The sequence below is a fragment of the Phenylobacterium sp. genome (genome assembly GCF_030681155.1).
Taxonomy (GTDB): Bacteria; Pseudomonadota; Alphaproteobacteria; order Caulobacterales; family Caulobacteraceae; genus Phenylobacterium.
In genome coordinates, this window is the sequence record NZ_JAUXXE010000018.1 from 23,109 (window position 1) to 41,105 (window position 17,997).

Consider the following 17,997-nt stretch of genomic DNA (forward strand, 5'->3'; position numbering starts at 1 on the left):
CCTCCAGGCCGCTGCGCGCGCCACCGCCGCCTCATTGCACATTCCTTCGATCCTCAAGGGCGAGCCATTCCGGCGTCGCCCTTTTTTCTTGCCCCTGTGGAGGCCTAGATGACCAAGCGAGCGATGAAGCGACAACTGCGCGAAGGCGCGTTCGACGCCGGACAGTTCGAGGGTGACGCGAAAATTCGCCGTCTCCCGGTGGAGCGCGCCTGGTCTCCCTTGGCCCACAACAACAATAACGAGGATCGCGACCAGGGCTACGTGAAGACCATCAAGGCCAAGTCAAAGGGCCAGCAGGAGCTGATGGACGCCATCGACGCCAAGAACCTGGTCATGGCGCTCGGTCCCGCCGGAACAGGGAAGACGTATCTGGCCATCGCCAAGGCTGTCGAAGCGCTCGAGGCTGGCCGTGTCGGGCGCATCGTCCTGTCACGTCCCGCGGTCGAGGCCGGCGAATCCATCGGCTATCTGCCCGGCGACGCCGAGGACAAGCTCGCCCCCTACCTGCGCCCACTCTACGACGCCCTGTCCGACCGCTTGTCGATGAAGCGGGTCCGCGCGCTCATGGCCGAAGGCGCCATCGAGATCGCCCCGGTCGGCTTCATGCGCGGCCGCACGCTGAACAACGCCTTCGTGGTCATCGACGAGGCGCAGAACTGCACCTACGGCCAGCTCAAGATGCTGCTGACGCGCCTCGGTTGGCACTCGACCATGGTGGTGACGGGCGACCCGGCCCAATCGGACCTATTGCCGGAGCTCTCAGGCCTCGGCCCCGTGGCCGAGAAGTTCGACGCGATCGACAACATCGCCGTCGTTCGTCTGAAGGATGTGGATATCGTCCGCCACCCGCTGGTGGCCGAGATGCTGGGCGTGCTCTGAGGCTCTAGCCCAGACTGGAGCCGGCTCCGCGCTGGAGCCGGCTCTTGTTTGCCTCATCGTCGCCGCATCGCGCGACGTCCGACCTCGCCCGCGCGAAGTCGGAAGACCAAGCCTACGGCAGGTCTTCGGCCAGGATGGCCATCTCGAACATGAACGATCCGTCGCCGTCCTCGTCCTCGAAGACGACCCCGATGAACTCCTCGCCGATATAGACCTCGGCGGAGTCCTTCTGCTTGGGGCGGGGAACCAGGGTGATCCGCGCATTGGCGAAGGTGCCGCGCAGATGGCCTTCGACCTTGCGGATAGTTCTCTCGTCCAGCACGCCATGCTCCTTCGAATTCAACAGTGGCGGAACCTACATCGCTTTGCCGCCGTGAGGAAACCGTGGCGGCTCGTATTCCTGGGGACGTCCGCCGTCCACCGGCGTAAGAAACGTAGATCAGATCGCAAAGGAATGGCCAGTGGCCGGCTGATCACCCCATCGCTCCCCAGACGAGAGCCCAGGCCGCGCCGCGGCCCGCGTTGATTCTCGCCCGCATCGGGCTTTTGGGACAGCCGCCCCATGGCGTTCTTCCGCAACACCACCGTCAATCTGCTGAATCTCCATTACAGCGTCCACGCCCTGGCGATCAGCGGCGGGGGAGCTTTCTTCGCCGTTTTCCTGCTGAAAGCGGGCGTCCCGGTTCCTGGGGTTTTGCTGGCGATGGCCGCGATCCTGATCGGCCGCTTCGCCATCCGCCCGGCGGTTCTGCCGCTTGGACGTCGCTATGGGCTGAAGCCGCTCGTGATCGCAGGCACAATCGTCACCGCGCTGCAGTATCCGCTGCTGGCCGAGGTGCATGGCGTGGGCTGGCAACTCTATGTGCTCTGCATTGTCTCCTCGATCGGCGACACCCTCTATTGGACCGCCTATCACGCCTACTTCGCCTCGCTGGGCGACGCTGAACATCGTGGCCACCAGATCAGCGCCCGTGAAGCGGCGGCCGCGATGGTCGGGATCGTTGCGCCCCTGCTGACGGGGTGGGCCTTGGTTACCGTCGGGCCGCGACTGGCCTTCGGCGTTACGGCGACCGCGCTGTTGCTGTCCGCCCTGCCCTTGCTGTGGGCCCCGAATGTGCGGATCCCTGCCGAGGCCCCCGGCTCGCTGCGGGCGGCGCTGCCCGGCGTCCTGTTGTTCATGGCCGACGGCTGGACCGCCATGGGCTACGCCTTCGTCTGGCAGATCGCGCTCTTCATCACCCTGGACGAGAGTTTCACGGCGTTCGGCGGAGCGATGGCCTTCGCCGCCATCGTCGGAGCGATCTGCGGCCTGTTCCTGGGCCGCTTCATCGACGCCGGCCATGGACGGCGCGCGGTCTGGCTCGCGGCAAGCGTGATGACAGCAACCATCGCGGCCCGCGCCATCGGCGTCCTGCACCCGGCCGCTGCGATCCTCGCCAACGCCGCCGGGGCGGTGGTAGTCGCGCTCTACACACCCACGATGATGACGGCCGTCTACAACCTGTCGAAACGCTCGCCCTGCGTTCTACGTTTCCATATCGCCGCGGAAGGCGGCTGGGATGCGGGCGGCGCCAGCGCGTGTCTGGCGGCCGCCGCACTCATCTGGGCAGGCGCGCCGATGAGCGCGGCCATCTGCCTTGCGTTCCTGGGAACGGCCGGCGCCTTCGTATTGCTGAGGCGCGCCTATGGCGCGCCACAACCGACCGTCAGATGACGTAGTCGTACACCGCCTCGGCCAAGGTGTGGTCCATGCTCCGCGCCGGCTCCTCGCAGGTCGGGCAGTTGACCAACCGGGCCGGCACGCCGGCCGCCGTGCAATGCGGCGGGACGGGTTTCAGCACCACCGAACCCGAGGCGATCTTCGCGTAGTCGCCAATGGTGATGTTGCCCAGAACCTTGGCGCCGGCGCCCAGCAGGACACCCTTGCCGATCTTGGGGTGACGATCGCCGCGTTCGGCGCCCGTACCGCCCAGGGTGACATCCTGCAGCATCGAAACGTCGTCGCCGATCACCGCAGTCTCGCCGATGACGATGCCGGTGCCATGGTCGATGAACACGCCCGAACCAATCCGCGTGGCCGGGTGGATGTCCACCTGGAACACTTCCGACATGCGGCTTTGCAGATAGAGCGCGATCGTCTCGCGGCCCTGATGCCATAGCCAGTGCGCGACCCGCTGGGTCTGCAGCGCCTGGAAACCCTTGAAGAACAGAAACGGTTGGACGTAGCCCTTGCAGGCCGGGTCTCGCTCGAACACCGCCTTCAGATCGGCTTCGGCCACGCCGACCAGCCGCGGATCGCTGCGATAGGCCGCGTCGGCCAGTTCGCGCAGGCTCATCGCCCGCAACTCCTGGTCGCCCAGCTTGCGCGCCAGCTGGTAGGACAGGGCGTCGCCCAAGTCCTCGTGGCTCAGCACCACCGCATTCAGCAGCGAGGCAAGCGCCGGCTCAGCCTTCGCCGCCCGCTCGGCTTCCATCCGTAGCGACGCCCAGACAGGCGGCGGCACGGCCGGATCTATGACTTCTAGGCGTTGGCTCAAAGGCTCCTCCCGTCCCAAAGGCGGTCCCCTATATTAGCATGGCGCGCGCGAGCGCATCCGGCAAATGCCCTTCCCGAGCCATATGGTAGGCCCGGAGCAGCATCGCCACCGTCAGGGCGTCAAGAATATGCCCACTGGTCGCCGCCTCCAACGCCTCGCTGAAGGGCACGCGCACCTGGGCGATATCCTCAGTGTCGTCAACATGATGGACGCCTTGGACGGGCGTGAGGTCGGTGGCCAGATAGCCGATCGCCAGCTCATCGGTGACCGAGTTGGACAGTTGCAGCCGCAGGATTTCTCGCCATTCACCGGCGGCAAGCCCCGCCTCCTCGGCCAGTTCTCGTTTGGCTCCGTCCAAAGGCGCCTCGCCCTTCGGCCCGCCGCCTTCTGGGATCTCCCAGCTGTAATCGCCGAACGGAAACCGGTGCTGGCCGACTAGGACCACGCTGCCGTCCGCGTGAATCGGCAGGATGGCCAAGGCCAGGTTCTTGAAGCCAACCAAGCCATACGTCGCTGGCGCGCCCGTTGGGGCGATGGCCGCCTGCTCAGTCACCTTGATCCAAGGGTTCTCGTAAACCGTCTTCGCCTCGCCCCGTCTCCAGGGCTTTCCATGGGCTTTGAGCCAGGCAGGTTTTTGCGACATATTCTCAACTGACCTTGTGGATCGCTGGCAGAGCGCCAATAAAGAGCATTCCCAACGGTTCTGCTAACGAGGCGCTCCTTGACCATCTCCCTGCCCGCCGCGCCCGAGTTCGGTACTCCCGTCGAGCAAAAGCCTCGCCCTGAGCTCCTTGAGTTCCTGGCCGCCCGCCGGTCTTCCTCGGCGGTCACCCTGATCGAGCCCGCGCCGAGCGCCGGCGAGATCGAAGCGCTGATCTCGCTGGCCGCCCGCGTGCCGGATCACGGAAAGCTCGCGCCGTGGCGCTTCATTGTGCTGGCAGGCGAGAACAAGGCGGCCTTCGCCGCGCGCCTTCAGGAACTGGCCGCTTCGCGCAACGACGTGAAGGCGGTCGCCAAACTGGCCAAGCTCAAGATCCCGCCCGCCTGCATCGCGGTGATCTCGCGGACCAAGACCAGCGACATCCAAGAATGGGAGCAGATCCTCTCGGCCGGCGCGGTCTGCACCACACTGCTTTATGCGGCGCAGGCGCTGGGCTACGGCGCGAACTGGATCACCGACTGGTATGCCTACGACGCTCAAGCCAAGACGATTTTGGGCCTCGAAGCGCAGGAACAGGTTGCCGGGTTCATCCTGCTCGGCTCGATCAAGGAGCCGCCGCTTGAGCGCGAACGGCCCGACGCGAAGGCCTTGACCAGCACTTGGCGTCCGTAACCGCCCAGACACACAACGGCCGGACGGCGATGGCGCGCCGCCCGGCCTGATGTGACACGCCCAGGAGAGATGGGCAATGACGTCATAACATGCGCACCAGGGGAGCGCCAGTCGATAGACTACCGCGCGTGGCGCATTTTGACGCATTCGCGCCAGCGGCAGGCTCCGCTGTAGATCCAGAGTTGTACTGAACTGAGTGAATACTTCTCGCCAGTTCTCCACGCATCGATGGTTAACAGTCCGAACTGGGACAATTAACCAATTTCAGAGTGGTTTCCTGTCTAACCGCGCCCGCGATAAGTAGCGACGCCCTGGTCGGGCGCCCACAAACCATCCGGAACAGGCCCGGTCTGCCAAAACACGTCGATGGGAATTCCGCCGCGGGGGAACCAATAGCCGCCAATCCGCAACCAGCGTGGGGCGGCGACTTCGACGATCTTGCGACCGATGGCCACCGTGCAGTCCTCGTGGAACGCCCCGTGATTGCGGAATGAAGCCAGATAGAGCTTCAGCGACTTCGACTCGATCAGCCAATCGGCCGGTGCGTAGTCGATCACCAGATGCGCGAAGTCGGGCTGGCCGGTGACCGGGCACAGCGATGTGAACTCCGGCACGGTGAAGCGAGCGAGATAGAGCGTGTCGCTCTGCGGATTGGGGACCCGTTCCAGGACCGCCGCCTCAGGGCTGTCGAAGCCCTGAACGTGCCGGCCCAACTGGGTCAGATGCATTTCGTCCATGCCGCGATTTATCCCGCCGCGAGGTTTGCGGCAACCGACGCAGCGGCTATCAACGTCCAACAAAACCCAGGGGAGAGAACAATGTCCGGCAAGGATTTCGAAGACTTCGTCGTCGTCGTGACCGGCGCATCGACCGGCCTTGGCCGCGCGATCGCCGTTGAAACCGCCAGCCGCGGCGCCGCGGCGGTGGTCATCAACTATGCCCGCAGCGTCGACGAAGCGCAGGAGACCGCACGCCTGGTCGAAGCTCAGGGCGCCAAGGCGGTGCTGGTGCAGGGGGATGTGGCGCTGGACGCCGATTGCCGGAAGATCGCAGCCGCCGCCGAGCCGTTCGGGCGCATCGACGCCCTGTTCAACAACGCCGGCACCACGAAGTTCGCCCCCAACCATTCCGACCTCGACGCGGTGTCGGCCGAGGATTTCCTCCACCTCTATAGCGTCAACGTCGTCGGCGCCTTTCAGATGGTCCGGGCGGCGCGCGCACTGCTGGAAGCTGCGCCGCGTCCAGGCGCGGTGGTCAACACCTCCTCGATCGCCGGCGTCGCGGGCATTGGCTCTTCCGTGCCCTACGCGGCTTCGAAGGGCGCTATGAATACCCTGACGCTGTCGTTGGCCCGCGCGCTGGCCCCGAAGATCCGGGTCAACGCGATCTGCCCCGGCTTCATCGATACGCCCTGGTTTGGAAAAGGCGTCGGCCCGGAGCGTGCACAGAAAATGCGCGATAGCACCGCAGCGTCCACGCCGCTGAGAGCGGCCTCCACCGCCGAGGACATTGCCGCCGCAGCAGTCTTCCTAGCCTCCACCGCTTCTCGCCACGTCACGGGCGAAACCCTGCTCGTGGACGCCGGCACACACCTCGGATACGCGCCTCTTTCCATGCGATAGCAGCCGCTGATCACCCGTGTGGCTGAGAAGCCACACGATGGCGCCCAAAATAGCGCCGCCGGGTTTTGTTAACGCTCAAAAATAGAACAGCGAATAGGTACCGCCCCTCTTCAGCTCCGCTTGCGTTGATCTGGCGCTCGCCCCCGTGGCGATCTCCATTTCACGACGGGTCGAGAGCTCGATCGGATAAGGGGATAATAACGCAATGAACGTTTTCAAAACCACGCTTCTCGCCGCTTCGGCGACCATCGCCATGGGCGGCGCCGCCCTGGCCCAAGAGTCGACCTCGCCGTTCGACTTCTCCTTCAACGCCGGCGCCGCTAGCGACTACGTGTTCCGCGGCGTGAGCCAGACAGACGAAAATCCGCAGGTCTTCGCCGGCGTCGACACCACCCTGTGGGGCGTGGGCTACGCGGGCGCGTGGATTTCCAACGTCGATTTCAACAATGACACCGACGCTGAATACGACCTGTACGTCGGCGTAAAGCCGACGGTCGGCCCGTTCAACCTCGATCTGGCCGTCATCTACTACGGCTACATCAACGCCCCATCCGGCGCGCCGGACCAGGACTACGTTGAGTTCAAGGCCGCCGGCTCGGCCCCGGTTGGCACCGGCACCGTCGGCGCCGCCGTCTACTATTCGGACGACTTCTTCGGCGAAACCGGTCCGGCCACCTATGTCGAACTGAACGCCTCGGCCCCGATCGCCGACAAGTTCACCGTCTCGGGCGCCCTTGGCTACCAGGACGTCGACTATGACGGCGACTACACCACCTGGAACCTGGGCGTCAGCTACGCCCTGAACGACGTGGTGGGCTTCGACCTGCGCTACCACGACACCGACGCCCACGATTTCGGCGACATTTACGACAGCCGTGTCGTGATCTCGGTGAAGGCCGCCTTCTAAGCGCCTTACGGATCTGACATGCGGAGCCGCCCCGGCGACGGGGCGGCTCTTCTGTTGTGTGCTCTTGGCGCCATTATCGTGAACAAATGGATCCAGGAGAAAAAAACAGCGTTCGCGCGTGGAGCGAAATCCTCGCAGCCGAGTTTCATTGGACGGTCGCGTCTACGCGTCTATGTTGCAACTTCAGACGACCAGCGGAGCGCGATTCATGGAGCAAATGGCCAATCGGGCTCAAACCATTGCCGCTGATGCTCTGATTGCCGCCGGTGCTTTCTTTCTCGCCTACCTGCTTTCATCGGGACAATTCCTAGACGCCGCCATCCCAATGTTGCCGACACTGGAGCTGTTGCAGCTCATCGGCATCTACACCGCATTGGCCGCGCTGTTTTCAGCACTGTTCCGTCGCGAACTCTCGCCCTGGCGCTATGTGTCGATCCCGGACGCCATGGTGCTGGCGCGCACCGCGTTCCTGACCGCGGGCGTATTCCTGTTGGTCATTTTCGTGTTGACGCGCGCCGAGGGCCTTCCCCGCTCGGCGCTCGCCATGGCGGTGGTCTTCCAGATGGTAGGCTCGATGGGCGCCCGGATCGCACGCCGCACCCTCCACGAACACGCCCTAGACAGCTTTGCTCCGCTCAAGACGATCCGCGACCGCGCGCCTCAGGCGCCCGCCCTGTTGCTCATCGGCCCGCCGGCCCTCGCCGACTCGTACCTGCGTGATGTTGCTCGTCGCCACGACGACGCCTGGACGCCGATCGGCATCGTCGGCCCCGACGCGCGCGACGTCGGCCAACAGGTCCGTGGCGTCTGCGTCATCGAAAGCCTGGAGAACCTCCAGGAAGCCCTCACCGATCTACGCCGCTGGAACCGCTACCCCCGCGCTGTGCTCTTCCTCGACGAGCCTGGACACCTCAAAGGCCTGACCGCAGATCACCTCGGGCAACTCAAGAACGACGGCATTCGCCTTCTGCGCCTGCCCTCCATCGTCGAATTCGCCCACAAGGATGGCATGTCGCTGCTGCCGATGCGCGAGATCAGCGTCGAGGAATTGCTGGCCCGCGATCCCATCGAGCTCGACCGCATGGCGGTCGGCGCGCTCATCCGCGGCCGCCGCATCCTGATCACCGGCGCCGGCGGTTCCATTGGATCCGAACTCGCCCGCCAGGTCGCGACCTTCCAGGCCGGCCATATCACCTTGATGGACTTCTCCGAGACCTCGCTCTTCGAGATCGACCGCGAGATGTCCGAAACCTTCCCCGGTTTGTCGCGCAGCGCCGTGCTCTGCGACGTGCGCCAGTCGAACCGGCTGCAGGCCGCCTTCAACAAGGAAAAGCCCGACCTCGTCTTCCACGCCGCGGCGCTGAAGCACGTTTCGATGGTCGAGCGCCACCCCTGCGAGGGCGTGCTGACCAACGTGGTGGGCACCTGGAACGTGACCGAGGCGGCAAAGGCCTGCGGCGCGGCCCAGATGATCCTGATCTCGACCGACAAGGCCGTGGATCCGTCGAACGTGATGGGAGCCACCAAGCGCCTGGCCGAGGCGGTCATCCAGGCCCAGCAGGTCGGCCCCGGCACGCGTTTCTCCGCCGTCCGCTTCGGCAATGTGCTCGGCTCGGCCGGTTCAGTGGTGCCGATCTTCCGCTCGCAGATCGAGCGCGGCGGCCCGGTGACCGTGACCCACGAGGACATCGAGCGCTTCTTCATGACCATCCCTGAGGCCACGCAGCTGGTGCTTCACGCGACAGCCACCTGCGCCGAGGGCGAAGATGCCGAACACGCCCGCCTGTTCCTTCTGGAAATGGGCGAGCCGGTCCGCATCATGGACCTCGCCCGTCAGATGATCGCACTGTCGGGCCGCACCCCGGGCCGAGACATCGAGATTGAGGTGACCGGCCTGCGCCCCGGTGAAAAGCTCACCGAGGCGCTCCTCGACGAAACCGAGACCTCCCTGCCCTGCGCGCCCAAGGTCATGGAGGTCGTCTCGACCTCGGCGCTACGCATTACCGCCAACCATCTGCGGGATCTCGAAACCCTCGCCGAACGCGGCGATGTGGACGAAGTGCGCAGCAAGCTGTTCGATATTGTCGCCCAGGTTCGCGGCGAGAAGCCGCCCGTCCCGGCGTTGCGGGTCGTCTCCAACGCGTGACGTGGACGCGCCAAGCGTCTAAGGCGTGAGCATGGCGGTCATTCTGGTCACCGGCTCGGCCGGCTTCATCGGCTCCCACCTCGCCCATCGCCTGCTTGATCGCGGCGACGAGGTCGTGGGGCTGGACAATCTCAATCCCTACTACGACCCGACCCTGAAGCAGGCGCGTCTGGCGCGCCTCGAGGCGCGCGAAGGCTATCGCCACGCCAATATCGACCTGGCCGACCGCGACGCCATGGCCCGTCTCTTCGCCGACGCCAAGCCCAACCGCGTCGTCAATCTCGCCGCCCAGGCCGGCGTCCGCTACAGCCTCGAACAACCCGCCGCCTACGTAGACTCAAACCTCGTGGGCTTCGGCAACATCCTCGAAGGCTGCCGCGCCGCCCAAGTCGAACACCTGGTCTTCGCCTCGACCAGTTGGGTCTACGGCGCCAACGGAAAGGTGCCGTTTTCCGTCCACGACTCTGTGCACCATCCGATCACGCTTTACGCTGCGACCAAGCTGGCCAACGAGTCGATGGCCCATTCCTACGCGCACCTGTTCGGTATCCCGGCGACCGGGTTCCGGTTCTTCACCGTCTATGGGCCGTGGGGCAGGCCAGATATGGCGCTGTTCAAGTTCACCCAGGCGATCCTGGACGACCGACCGATCGACGTCTTCGGCCAAGGCAAGATGCAACGCGACTTCACCTATGTGGACGATATCGTCTCAGGGATCGTCGCCGCGCTGGATCGCCCCGCGCAGGTTGATCCGAACTGGGACGCCCTGTCGCCAGATCCAGCCACCAGCGGCGTCGCCCCCTGGCGGATCCTCAACCTCGGCAACAGCCAGCGCGTCGAGTTGATGCACTACATCGAGGTCTTGGAAGCAAAGCTCGGTCGCAAGGCCAAACTCAATCTCCTGCCGATGCAGCCCGGGGATGTCGCCCGAACCGAAGCCGACGTCACCGACACCATCGTGGCCCTCGACTACGCCCCCTCGACCCCGATTGAGGTCGGCGTCGCAAATTTCGTGGACTGGTACCTCGACTACTACCGCGTCGGCGCGAACTAGGCGCAGGCAGTCTGCGGCTACAGCCGAAGGTCGGCCGTCCCCTGTGGGAAGACAGCCTTCACGTCGTAAAGCACGGCGCCCGGCTTCCCGAGCGCACGTATGGCCTCGACGCCCATCTCCTGGAACTGCGCATGAGCCACGGCCACGATGATTGCGTCGTAGACGCCTGGCTCCAAGGCCGGGCTCAGCGCGACCCCGTACTCGGCCAACGCTTCCTGCTGGTCGGCCCACGGCTCGTGAACGTCGACGGCGACTTCGTACTCCTCAAGTTCCCGCACAATGTCGATCACGCGCGTATTGCGCAGGTCGGGGCAGTTTTCCTTGAAGGTGAGGCCCATGACCAACACGCGCGCGCCGCGCACCTGGATCTCACGCCGGATCATGGTCTTGACCAGTTCCTGGGCGATGTAGCTCCCCATCCCGTCATTGATCCGTCGCCCGGCCAGGATCACCTGCGGATGATAGCCAGCGTCCTCCGCTTTCGAAGTCAGATAGTAGGGGTCCACACCGATGCAGTGGCCGCCGACCAAGCCAGGCGTGAACCGCAGGAAGTTCCATTTGGTGCCAGCCGCCGCCAGCACCTCCTGGGTGTCGATGCCGAGGCGATTGAAGATCAGGGCGAACTCGTTGATCAGCGCGATATTCAGATCCCGCTGGGTGTTCTCGATCACCTTGGCGGCTTCGGCGACACGGATCGAGCTGGCGAGATGCGTGCCCGCCGTCACCACCGCGCCATAGAGCGCATCGATGAAGGCCGCAGCTTGCGGCGTTGATCCCGCCGTCACCTTGATGATCGAGGAGAGCCGGTGCTGGCGGTCGCCGGGGTTGGCCCGCTCTGGGCTGTAACCGGCGAAAAAGTCCTCGTTGAACTTGAGCCCGGACGCCGCCTCGATGACGGGAATGCAGTCTTCCTCCGTGGCCCCCGGGTAGACCGTGGATTCGAAGATCGCGACCCCGCCCTTGCCGATCACTCGCCCGACCGTGCCGCTCGCCGCCAGCAAGGCGGTGAGGTCCGGGCGCTTGTAGCGATCAATCGGCGTCGGCACCGTCACGATGAAGACGTTGCAGGCCGCCAGCGCCGTCTCCTCGGACGCAAAGCTCAAAGCCTTCGCACCCGCCAGTTCTTCCGATGTCGCCTCCAAAGTGCGGTCGTGGCCGACCTTAAGTTCGGCGATGCGCTCGCGGTTGATGTCAAAACCCACGACCTCGTACTTCGCGGCCAGAGCGACCGCGAGCGGCAGGCCGACATAGCCGAGGCCGATCACACCAATCTTTGCTGGCGTCTGGGTGAAGGGATTCAACAGCATAGGTCGGTCTCGCTAGCGCCCCGCCAGGCGGAACAGTTCGGTGCAGGCGCAAAGGATATGGTAGAAAGAGGTCGCTGGCGCGGGCTCGTCGATGAAGGTTCGGTCCGCGCGCAGCTTGTCGCGCCAAACTCCGGGCATCGGCATGGCCAGATATAGCCGAAGCCCCGCGGCCGCCGCGATCTGGTCAGCTTCGCCGCCGAACACAAGCTCGGCCTTCAGGCGTTCGGTCTGCGGCCACAGCCGGGCGGTCGCCTCTCGAACGCTGAAGTCGTCCCACAGTTCGTTGATGACCACGCCTCGCTCGGGATCGATCCCGCGGCGGCCGGCGGCATAGAGACCGCGCGCCGCCGTCACGGCGTCCTCGCGGCCCCGCAAGCGGCCCCAACGCTCGAGCAGCCAGGCCCACTCGAACTGATGCCCAGGTTCAAGCAGTCGCCCATCATCACCGCTCGCCACGGTCCAGTCTGCATTGAAGAACTCACGCAGGAATCCGCCCTCATGATCGATGAAGACGCGAAGCGCCATCTCGACGATCTCGTCGGCCAGGGCGTCCCACCGTGTGTCCAAGCCATGCTCGGCCCAGGCCAGCGCGCCCTCCAAGATGTGCATGTGGGCGTTCGCCTGGAACGGATAGGCAACGTTCTCGCGAAAACCGCCAGCCGGATGGCGCATCGTGTCCAAGCCAGCGAGAACGCCTAGCGCCACCTCCGGCAACCGCCCATCGCCAGCATCCATCTTGTGCAGCGTCGCCGTCGCCAGCAGAGCAAAGGCCTGATCGTACAGCATGGCGGTGTCGTCGAGCACCGCGCCGTCCAACCCCACCAGGGTCCGGAACAGGCCATCCTCACGCCGAAAACGCTCAATGAAAAAGGTCATTCCGTGCCACGCGGCCTCGCGCCACGGCCCGTCCCAGTTCATCGCGCCGGCGGTGGCGTAGCAATAGACCTGCCGGCTCTGAACGCGGGCGCGGCGGGCGCCCGGACGCGGAACGCCCTCGACGCTCAACGCCTCGTGAAAGCCGCCCCGCTCCAGATCGCCGCCCTGCTTCCACCAAAGCGGCATCGCGGCGGTCCGCGCCCAACGATCATACCACTCGGCGGCCTGCGCCAGATCGGCGAAACCCTGGAACTCCAGCCCCGACTGCACCTTGGCCTCCGCGCGTATCGTCACCGAATCTCCCGCCACTGACTTCACCTATCTCGAAACCGCCCCTCGATAGCCCGTCGAAGCACGCGCGTCACATGCCCTTGGGAGCCGATTCCTCACAGCCAATTGCGGCCAAGGAATGATGTCGATGAACGCCTTCTCGTTACGTCCTCGCATTCAGTACTTCTACGCCGATTTTCAGAGTGAAAGCGCCGATGGGCCCAGCCGCTTTTGAACACCCCCTCGGAGTTCCCGTTCAACATCTGTTTCAAGCCGGCACGTTGCGGCGCCAAACCAGGACTTCCTGAGCCCTAAGCTGATCGAGAGAGCTAGAAACGCGTTGCGGGCCTGGGTGTGGTCTGATTTATGCAGACCTCGCCTTGCTTGGTTTTGAACGGCAATGCTTAGGGGCTGATGTCTTGCAGACGATCTATGATTGGGTGACGGTCGCGATCTTCGGGGCGTTGATTGTGCTGTTTCTGCACAGGTCCACCGCGCAAGAAGAACCGAAGGACAACATCCTTCAGTACCTGCCGGCCTGCATTGGCTGCGCACTCGCGAACTATGTCGGCAACGAAGGTCACGGTGCGATCGCCTTCGCTATCATCGTCGTCGTGTTGGTCTACATCGCCTACGTCCTGAAGCCGTTTAACCTGAAGTTCTAGGCGGCGGCGGCGCCTCCGGCTTCAAGTCTCGTGATCGAAGCTACACAGTCAGTAGACTTCGAGATTGGAAGCTAAGTCATTGAATTCTATTGAGATGACAAAGTTTACCAAGACGTTTGCATCGCGGTTGGAGCAATTCGGCGACGCCATTGCGATCGTCAGCGAGGGCGGCGAGCAGATCAGCTATCTCGAACTCGCCGCGAGGGCGGACGACTTCGGTGAAAGCCTAGGCGCTGCTCGGCGGCTGCTCCTCATCGAAGCGGCCAACGAAGTTGAGCCGCTCGTTGCTTATCTTGGCGCGCTGCGGCACGGACATCCCACGATCCTCGCCGCGGGTGAAAGCGCCACTCAGCTAGAGCGGATTATCGACACCTATCGGCCCGACGTGCGCTTCCATAAGTCGGGCGGTCGTTGGCAGGCCGAAATGGGACCAAACTCCGACCGCGACCTCCATCCCGATCTCGCGCTCCTCCTCTCGACGTCCGGATCGACCGGCGCGGCAAAGTTGGTCCGGCTGTCTCACGCAGCCGTCGAAGCGAATGCTCAGTCGATTGTCGAATATCTTGGGATCACTCCGGCCGACCGGGCGATCACCACCCTGCCCATTCACTACAGCTACGGGCTGTCGGTCGTCGCGTCGCACTTAGCGGCCGGCGCGAGGCTGCTACTCACCAAGCAGTCGGTTAAGGACGAAGGATTCTGGACGTTTTTCGAGGCGGAAGGTGCGACCTCCCTGGCCGGGGTTCCGGCGACCTACGAGTTGCTCGATCGCATCGGCCTGCGCCAGAAAACCCTGCCCTCGCTAAACACTCTGACCCAGGCGGGCGGGCGATTGCCGGTGGAGACCGCGATCGCATATGGCGAATGGGCCAAGCGCGTCGGGGTCAAATTCTTCGTCATGTACGGCCAAACCGAGGCGACGGCGCGGATGGCCTATGTCCCGCCTGAACGGCTTCTGGACAATCCGGGCTGCATCGGGACGCCCATACCGGGTGGATCGTTCCTCCTGATCGGCGAGGCCGGAGAGCGGATCGATACGGCCGATACACCTGGCGAACTCGTCTACTCGGGTCCCAACATCATGATGGGCTACGCCGTGCAGTCTGCCGACCTAGCCAAGGGCCATGAACTTTCGGAGCTCGAGACAGGCGATCTGGCGGTCCGAACAACACAGGGCCTCTATCGAATCGTTGGGCGCAAGAGCCGTTTCTCAAAGCTATTCGGCCTCCGCATCAGTCTCGACGAGGTCGAGGCGACCCTAACTCGTAGCGGCGTTCGCAGCGTCGTCGCCGGCGACGACGAACTCATAGCGATCGCGGCTTACCAGATCGACTCGGCCGGAGTCATTGAGCGGCTGGCGAGCGAGTTCAAGCTGCCTGCTTCGGTATTTGGCGTCGTCAGCTATGCTGAGTTCCCCACGCTCAGTTCGGGAAAATTCGACTACCAAGAAATCCTTAGGACGGCCAAAGCCCAGCGCCCTCTATCTGCCGATGACACCTCGTTCATCGAAGCGTTCCGCCGAACCTTCCCTAGTGCGACGGTAAGCCCCTCCGACAGTTTCATCAGCCTTGGCGGCGACTCGCTCAGCTACGTCCGGCTGTCCTTGGACATCGAGGGTCGGCTCGGGTTCCTTCCCGCGCGCTGGGAGGAAGAGACCATAGGGGCGCTGGACGAATTGGCGCCGCGCGCAACGCGCCCAAGCCGCCACCCCTTCGCCTTGCGCGGTATCGAATCCGAGGTCGTGATCCGGGCGGCCGCGATCCTGGCGGTGGTCGCAAATCACGCCTCGACATACGTCGTCGGCGGCGGCGCCCACGTCCTCCTGATGCTCTCGGGATACAATTTCTCGCGCTACCAAAAGGCCAGACTGACCGAAGGGCGCGGGGTCGATGTCCTATCGGGGTTCTTCAAGCGGATCATCGTCCCCTACTACGCGATCCTCGCCCTCTACCTAGCGGTGAAGGGCGAGCTAGACGTCCCCTCGCTCCTGCTGGTCAGCAACTTTCAGGGCCGTTTCGGCAGCTTCCTGGAACCCTATTGGTTCCTGGAAGCGCTGCTCCAGTGCACGCTCATATTTGTCGGCTTGTTTGCGCTTCCATCGGTTCGACGAATGGCCGAAAGATCACCGTGGGCCTTCGGGCTCGCGCTGCTGGCGGGCGCGCTCTCAGTTCGTGTTGTCGCGTATGTCGTCTTCCAGCATCGCGACCTGGACGAGCGAACGCCGGACGCAATATTTTACATGCTGGCTTTCGGGTGGTGCCTGCACCAGGCAACAACGCCGTCGCGCCGGATTTTACTATCCTTGATCGCTGTCGCTATTTTCGCGCTTCAACTCATTGGGCCGGAGAATATCTGGGGCCGCTTCGGCTATCCGTCCAACGTCACCCACGCGGCTTGGTTCTTAATCTCCGCCGTCCTGATCATGTGGGCGCCCCGGATGGTCATCCCTAACTTGGTGCATGGCGTTGTTGGCCTGATCGCCGCGGCCAGCTTCTATATTTACCTGACACATGGCGTGCCCGTTCACCTTCTGCTTAAGGTCTGCGAGGACCGGAATATCGCGCTTCTCTTGGCGCTGCCCTTGTCGGTGGTGATCGGATTGGCGGTATATAAGTTTGCTGAGGAAGCACCACAGCAACGAGGTCGGCTCAACGGATAACCGCATGAAATCTACCGCCAGCATGGGCATTCCTGGTCAATTAACGTTGACTCAACTCCGCCCGCTTAGGATTTCGCCACAATCGACGTGTTAACGGATGGCGGTTAAACGCTAGTCGCGTAGACCGACGATAGTTCAGATGCACCGCAGCATGCGTGCTTGGAGGCGCCGTGAGTTGGATTAATAGCTTGATGGCGCGCTCGTTCGGGCGAAAGCCGAAGAAGACGCCCCAGCCGGGTTTCGTCTTCTCGCCAGCGCCCGCCGCGCGCGAAGAACCCGTCAACAAGAAGACCGCGGCCTCAACGGCGGCGTTTCCGCGGTTCCAGTCGACGGCCGGCGACCAGTTGAGCCCACGGCTCAATGACCGTTTCGCCGCCGCCCGCATCAAGCTGCGTAGCGCATTCACGCCCTCCCAGCCGATCACCGACAAGCGGATGTTCGCCGGTCGGATCGACGTCCTGACGACCCTCATCCGCTCGCTCGAGGACCAGCGCGTCCACGTCATCATGTATGGCGAGCGCGGGATCGGTAAGACCTCGCTCGTTCACGTCCTGACCCAGGCCGCCGAAGAGGCGCGCTATATCGTGGTCTATTGCTCGTGCGGCGCCGGCTCGACCTTCGACGAGATTTTCCGCGCGGTGGCGGCTGACGTGCCGCTGCTGTTCCACCGCGGCTTTGCGCCAACGGCCGACGCCGCCGAAAAGGGCGGCACTCTGGCCGACCTGCTGCCAGCTGGGCCGCTTTCACCGCGTCTGGTCGCCGACCTGTTCGCCAAGCTGACCGGCACGCGGCTGCTGGTGGTGCTCGACGAGTTCGACGTCTGCGAGTCTCCGGACTTCCGTCGCAACATCGCCGAGCTGATCAAGAATTTGTCGGACCGCTCGATCCGGACCCAGCTGGTCATTGCAGGCGTGGCCGCCGACCTCACTGAGCTCGTGCAGCATATCCCCTCGATCCGCCGCAACATCTTCGCCCTTCAGGTGCCGAAGATGAGCGCCGCCGAAATCAGCCATCTGGTTGAAAATGGCGAGGAGATCAGCGGGATGTCTTTCGATAAGGCCGCGCTCGACTACATCGTCTTCGTAGCCAACGGCTCGCCATACTTCGCCAGCCTGCTTAGCCATCATGCCGGCCTCGCAGCCATCGACAACGGACGTTCCAGCGTCACGCTCGAAGACGTGTCCATGGCCGTCGATCAGGCTCTGACCGAATTCCGCGGCCGGATTTCCAAGCATTCGCAAAGCCAGATCGATCAAGCGGCGAAGAGCGGTGTGCGCCATGTGCTCGGCGTGATGGCCGGCGCGGCGCTCTTCAACAGCGGGCGCTTCGATGCTCGCGACGTGGACGCTCTTTATCCAAGCGCCGCCAACGCTGCGACCTTCAAGGCGACGATCGACGAGTTGGCCTCCAAGCACATCCTGCTGGAAGCCAACGAAGACGAATATGGACGCGGCTATCACTTCGCCGAAGAAGCCGTGCTGCCCTACCTCTGGATCCTCGCCGCCCAAAAGCGCTTCCTGGAAAACCGCAAGGCGGCCGACGCGCAGGTCGAGGCCGCCAAGGCCGGCAACAAGGCCGCCACGCAGCCGCAGTCGCAGGACAATATCGTGACACCGGAAAAGGCCGCAGTTCAGCCCACAGTAGCCACCGGCCGGGCAGCCGGGCGCCCCTAAAGCCCCGGGGCGCATCGTGCGCCACGGACACAGGTCCTCGCGCCCTTGCGTGGGGGAGTTTATGAAGCG

At 64.1% G+C, this 17,997-nt stretch carries 16 protein-coding genes; 10 read left to right on the top strand and 6 right to left on the bottom strand.

Annotated features, from left to right (window positions below; genetic code table 11):
• The first annotated feature begins 108 nt into the window (after positions 1–108).
• Positions 109–879, top strand: coding sequence for a PhoH family protein (locus Q8M13_RS03445; RefSeq protein ID WP_305298229.1), 771 nt, complete (start codon positions 109–111; stop codon positions 877–879).
• Between the two features lie 112 nt (positions 880–991).
• On the opposite strand, the gene Q8M13_RS03450 is transcribed toward Q8M13_RS03445, so the two are convergent.
• Positions 992–1,198, bottom strand: a complete 207-nt coding sequence (locus Q8M13_RS03450) for a DUF3126 family protein (RefSeq protein WP_056735203.1) — start codon at positions 1,196–1,198, stop codon at positions 992–994.
• Between the two features lie 243 nt (positions 1,199–1,441).
• Here Q8M13_RS03450 and Q8M13_RS03455 point away from each other — a divergent pair, with 243 nt between their 5' ends.
• A complete protein-coding gene (locus tag Q8M13_RS03455) occupies positions 1,442–2,593 on the top strand; it encodes an MFS transporter (protein WP_305298231.1) in 1,152 nt (383 codons plus the stop codon).
• Here the strand turns inward: Q8M13_RS03455 and cysE are convergent.
• Positions 2,586–3,416 carry a serine O-acetyltransferase gene (gene cysE, locus Q8M13_RS03460; protein WP_305298232.1) on the bottom strand — a complete coding sequence of 277 codons (831 nt, stop codon included), beginning with the start codon at positions 3,414–3,416 and terminating at the stop codon, positions 2,586–2,588. The genes Q8M13_RS03455 and cysE overlap by 8 nt on opposite strands.
• 28 nt (positions 3,417–3,444) lie before the next feature.
• The gene (locus tag Q8M13_RS03465; RefSeq protein WP_370869933.1) at positions 3,445–3,894 is read right to left on the bottom strand and encodes an NUDIX domain-containing protein; all 450 of its coding nucleotides are present in this window, start codon (positions 3,892–3,894) and stop codon (positions 3,445–3,447) included.
• Positions 3,895–4,137: 243 nt separating this feature from the next.
• Between Q8M13_RS03465 and Q8M13_RS03470 the strand changes: the two genes are divergently transcribed.
• Positions 4,138–4,749: a nitroreductase gene (locus tag Q8M13_RS03470; RefSeq protein WP_305298233.1), complete on the top strand. Its 612-nt coding sequence runs from the start codon at positions 4,138–4,140 to the stop codon at positions 4,747–4,749.
• Between the two features lie 281 nt (positions 4,750–5,030).
• Here the strand turns inward: Q8M13_RS03470 and queF are convergent, their stop codons facing one another.
• Positions 5,031–5,486, bottom strand: coding sequence for a preQ(1) synthase (queF, locus tag Q8M13_RS03475; protein ID WP_305298234.1), 456 nt, complete (start codon positions 5,484–5,486; stop codon positions 5,031–5,033).
• Positions 5,487–5,567: 81 nt separating this feature from the next.
• On the opposite strand from queF, the gene Q8M13_RS03480 reads away from it, so the two are divergent.
• The 4 genes from Q8M13_RS03480 to Q8M13_RS03495 all read left to right on the top strand — a co-directional run bounded on the left by Q8M13_RS03480 (position 5,568) and on the right by Q8M13_RS03495 (position 10,478).
• On the top strand, positions 5,568–6,371 hold the full coding sequence (locus tag Q8M13_RS03480) for an SDR family NAD(P)-dependent oxidoreductase (protein ID WP_305298235.1): 804 nt from the start codon (positions 5,568–5,570) through the stop codon (positions 6,369–6,371).
• A 205-nt stretch (positions 6,372–6,576) separates the two neighbouring features.
• Positions 6,577–7,278, top strand: a complete 702-nt coding sequence (locus tag Q8M13_RS03485; RefSeq protein WP_305298236.1) for a TorF family putative porin — start codon at positions 6,577–6,579, stop codon at positions 7,276–7,278.
• Between the two features lie 325 nt (positions 7,279–7,603).
• The gene (locus Q8M13_RS03490; protein ID WP_305298237.1) at positions 7,604–9,424 is read left to right on the top strand and encodes a nucleoside-diphosphate sugar epimerase/dehydratase; all 1,821 of its coding nucleotides are present in this window, start codon (positions 7,604–7,606) and stop codon (positions 9,422–9,424) included.
• Between the two features lie 31 nt (positions 9,425–9,455).
• On the top strand, positions 9,456–10,478 hold the full coding sequence (locus tag Q8M13_RS03495; RefSeq protein ID WP_305298238.1) for an NAD-dependent epimerase: 1,023 nt from the start codon (positions 9,456–9,458) through the stop codon (positions 10,476–10,478).
• A gap of 17 nt (positions 10,479–10,495) precedes the next feature.
• Here the strand turns inward: Q8M13_RS03495 and Q8M13_RS03500 are convergent, their stop codons facing one another.
• On the bottom strand, positions 10,496–11,785 hold the full coding sequence (locus Q8M13_RS03500; RefSeq protein ID WP_305298239.1) for a nucleotide sugar dehydrogenase: 1,290 nt from the start codon (positions 11,783–11,785) through the stop codon (positions 10,496–10,498).
• A 12-nt stretch (positions 11,786–11,797) separates the two neighbouring features.
• Positions 11,798–12,955, bottom strand: a complete 1,158-nt coding sequence (locus Q8M13_RS03505; protein ID WP_305298240.1) for an AGE family epimerase/isomerase — start codon at positions 12,953–12,955, stop codon at positions 11,798–11,800.
• Between the two features lie 395 nt (positions 12,956–13,350).
• Here Q8M13_RS03505 and Q8M13_RS03510 point away from each other — a divergent pair, with 395 nt between their 5' ends.
• The 3 genes from Q8M13_RS03510 to Q8M13_RS03520 all read left to right on the top strand — a co-directional run bounded on the left by Q8M13_RS03510 (position 13,351) and on the right by Q8M13_RS03520 (position 17,928).
• Positions 13,351–13,596, top strand: a complete 246-nt coding sequence (locus Q8M13_RS03510; RefSeq protein ID WP_305298241.1) for an XrtV sorting system accessory protein — start codon at positions 13,351–13,353, stop codon at positions 13,594–13,596.
• Positions 13,597–13,690: 94 nt separating this feature from the next.
• Positions 13,691–16,255, top strand: coding sequence for an AMP-binding protein (locus Q8M13_RS03515; protein ID WP_305298242.1), 2,565 nt, complete (start codon positions 13,691–13,693; stop codon positions 16,253–16,255).
• A gap of 170 nt (positions 16,256–16,425) precedes the next feature.
• The gene (locus tag Q8M13_RS03520) at positions 16,426–17,928 is read left to right on the top strand and encodes an AAA family ATPase (RefSeq protein ID WP_305298243.1); all 1,503 of its coding nucleotides are present in this window, start codon (positions 16,426–16,428) and stop codon (positions 17,926–17,928) included.
• Positions 17,929–17,997: the final 69 nt, after the last annotated feature.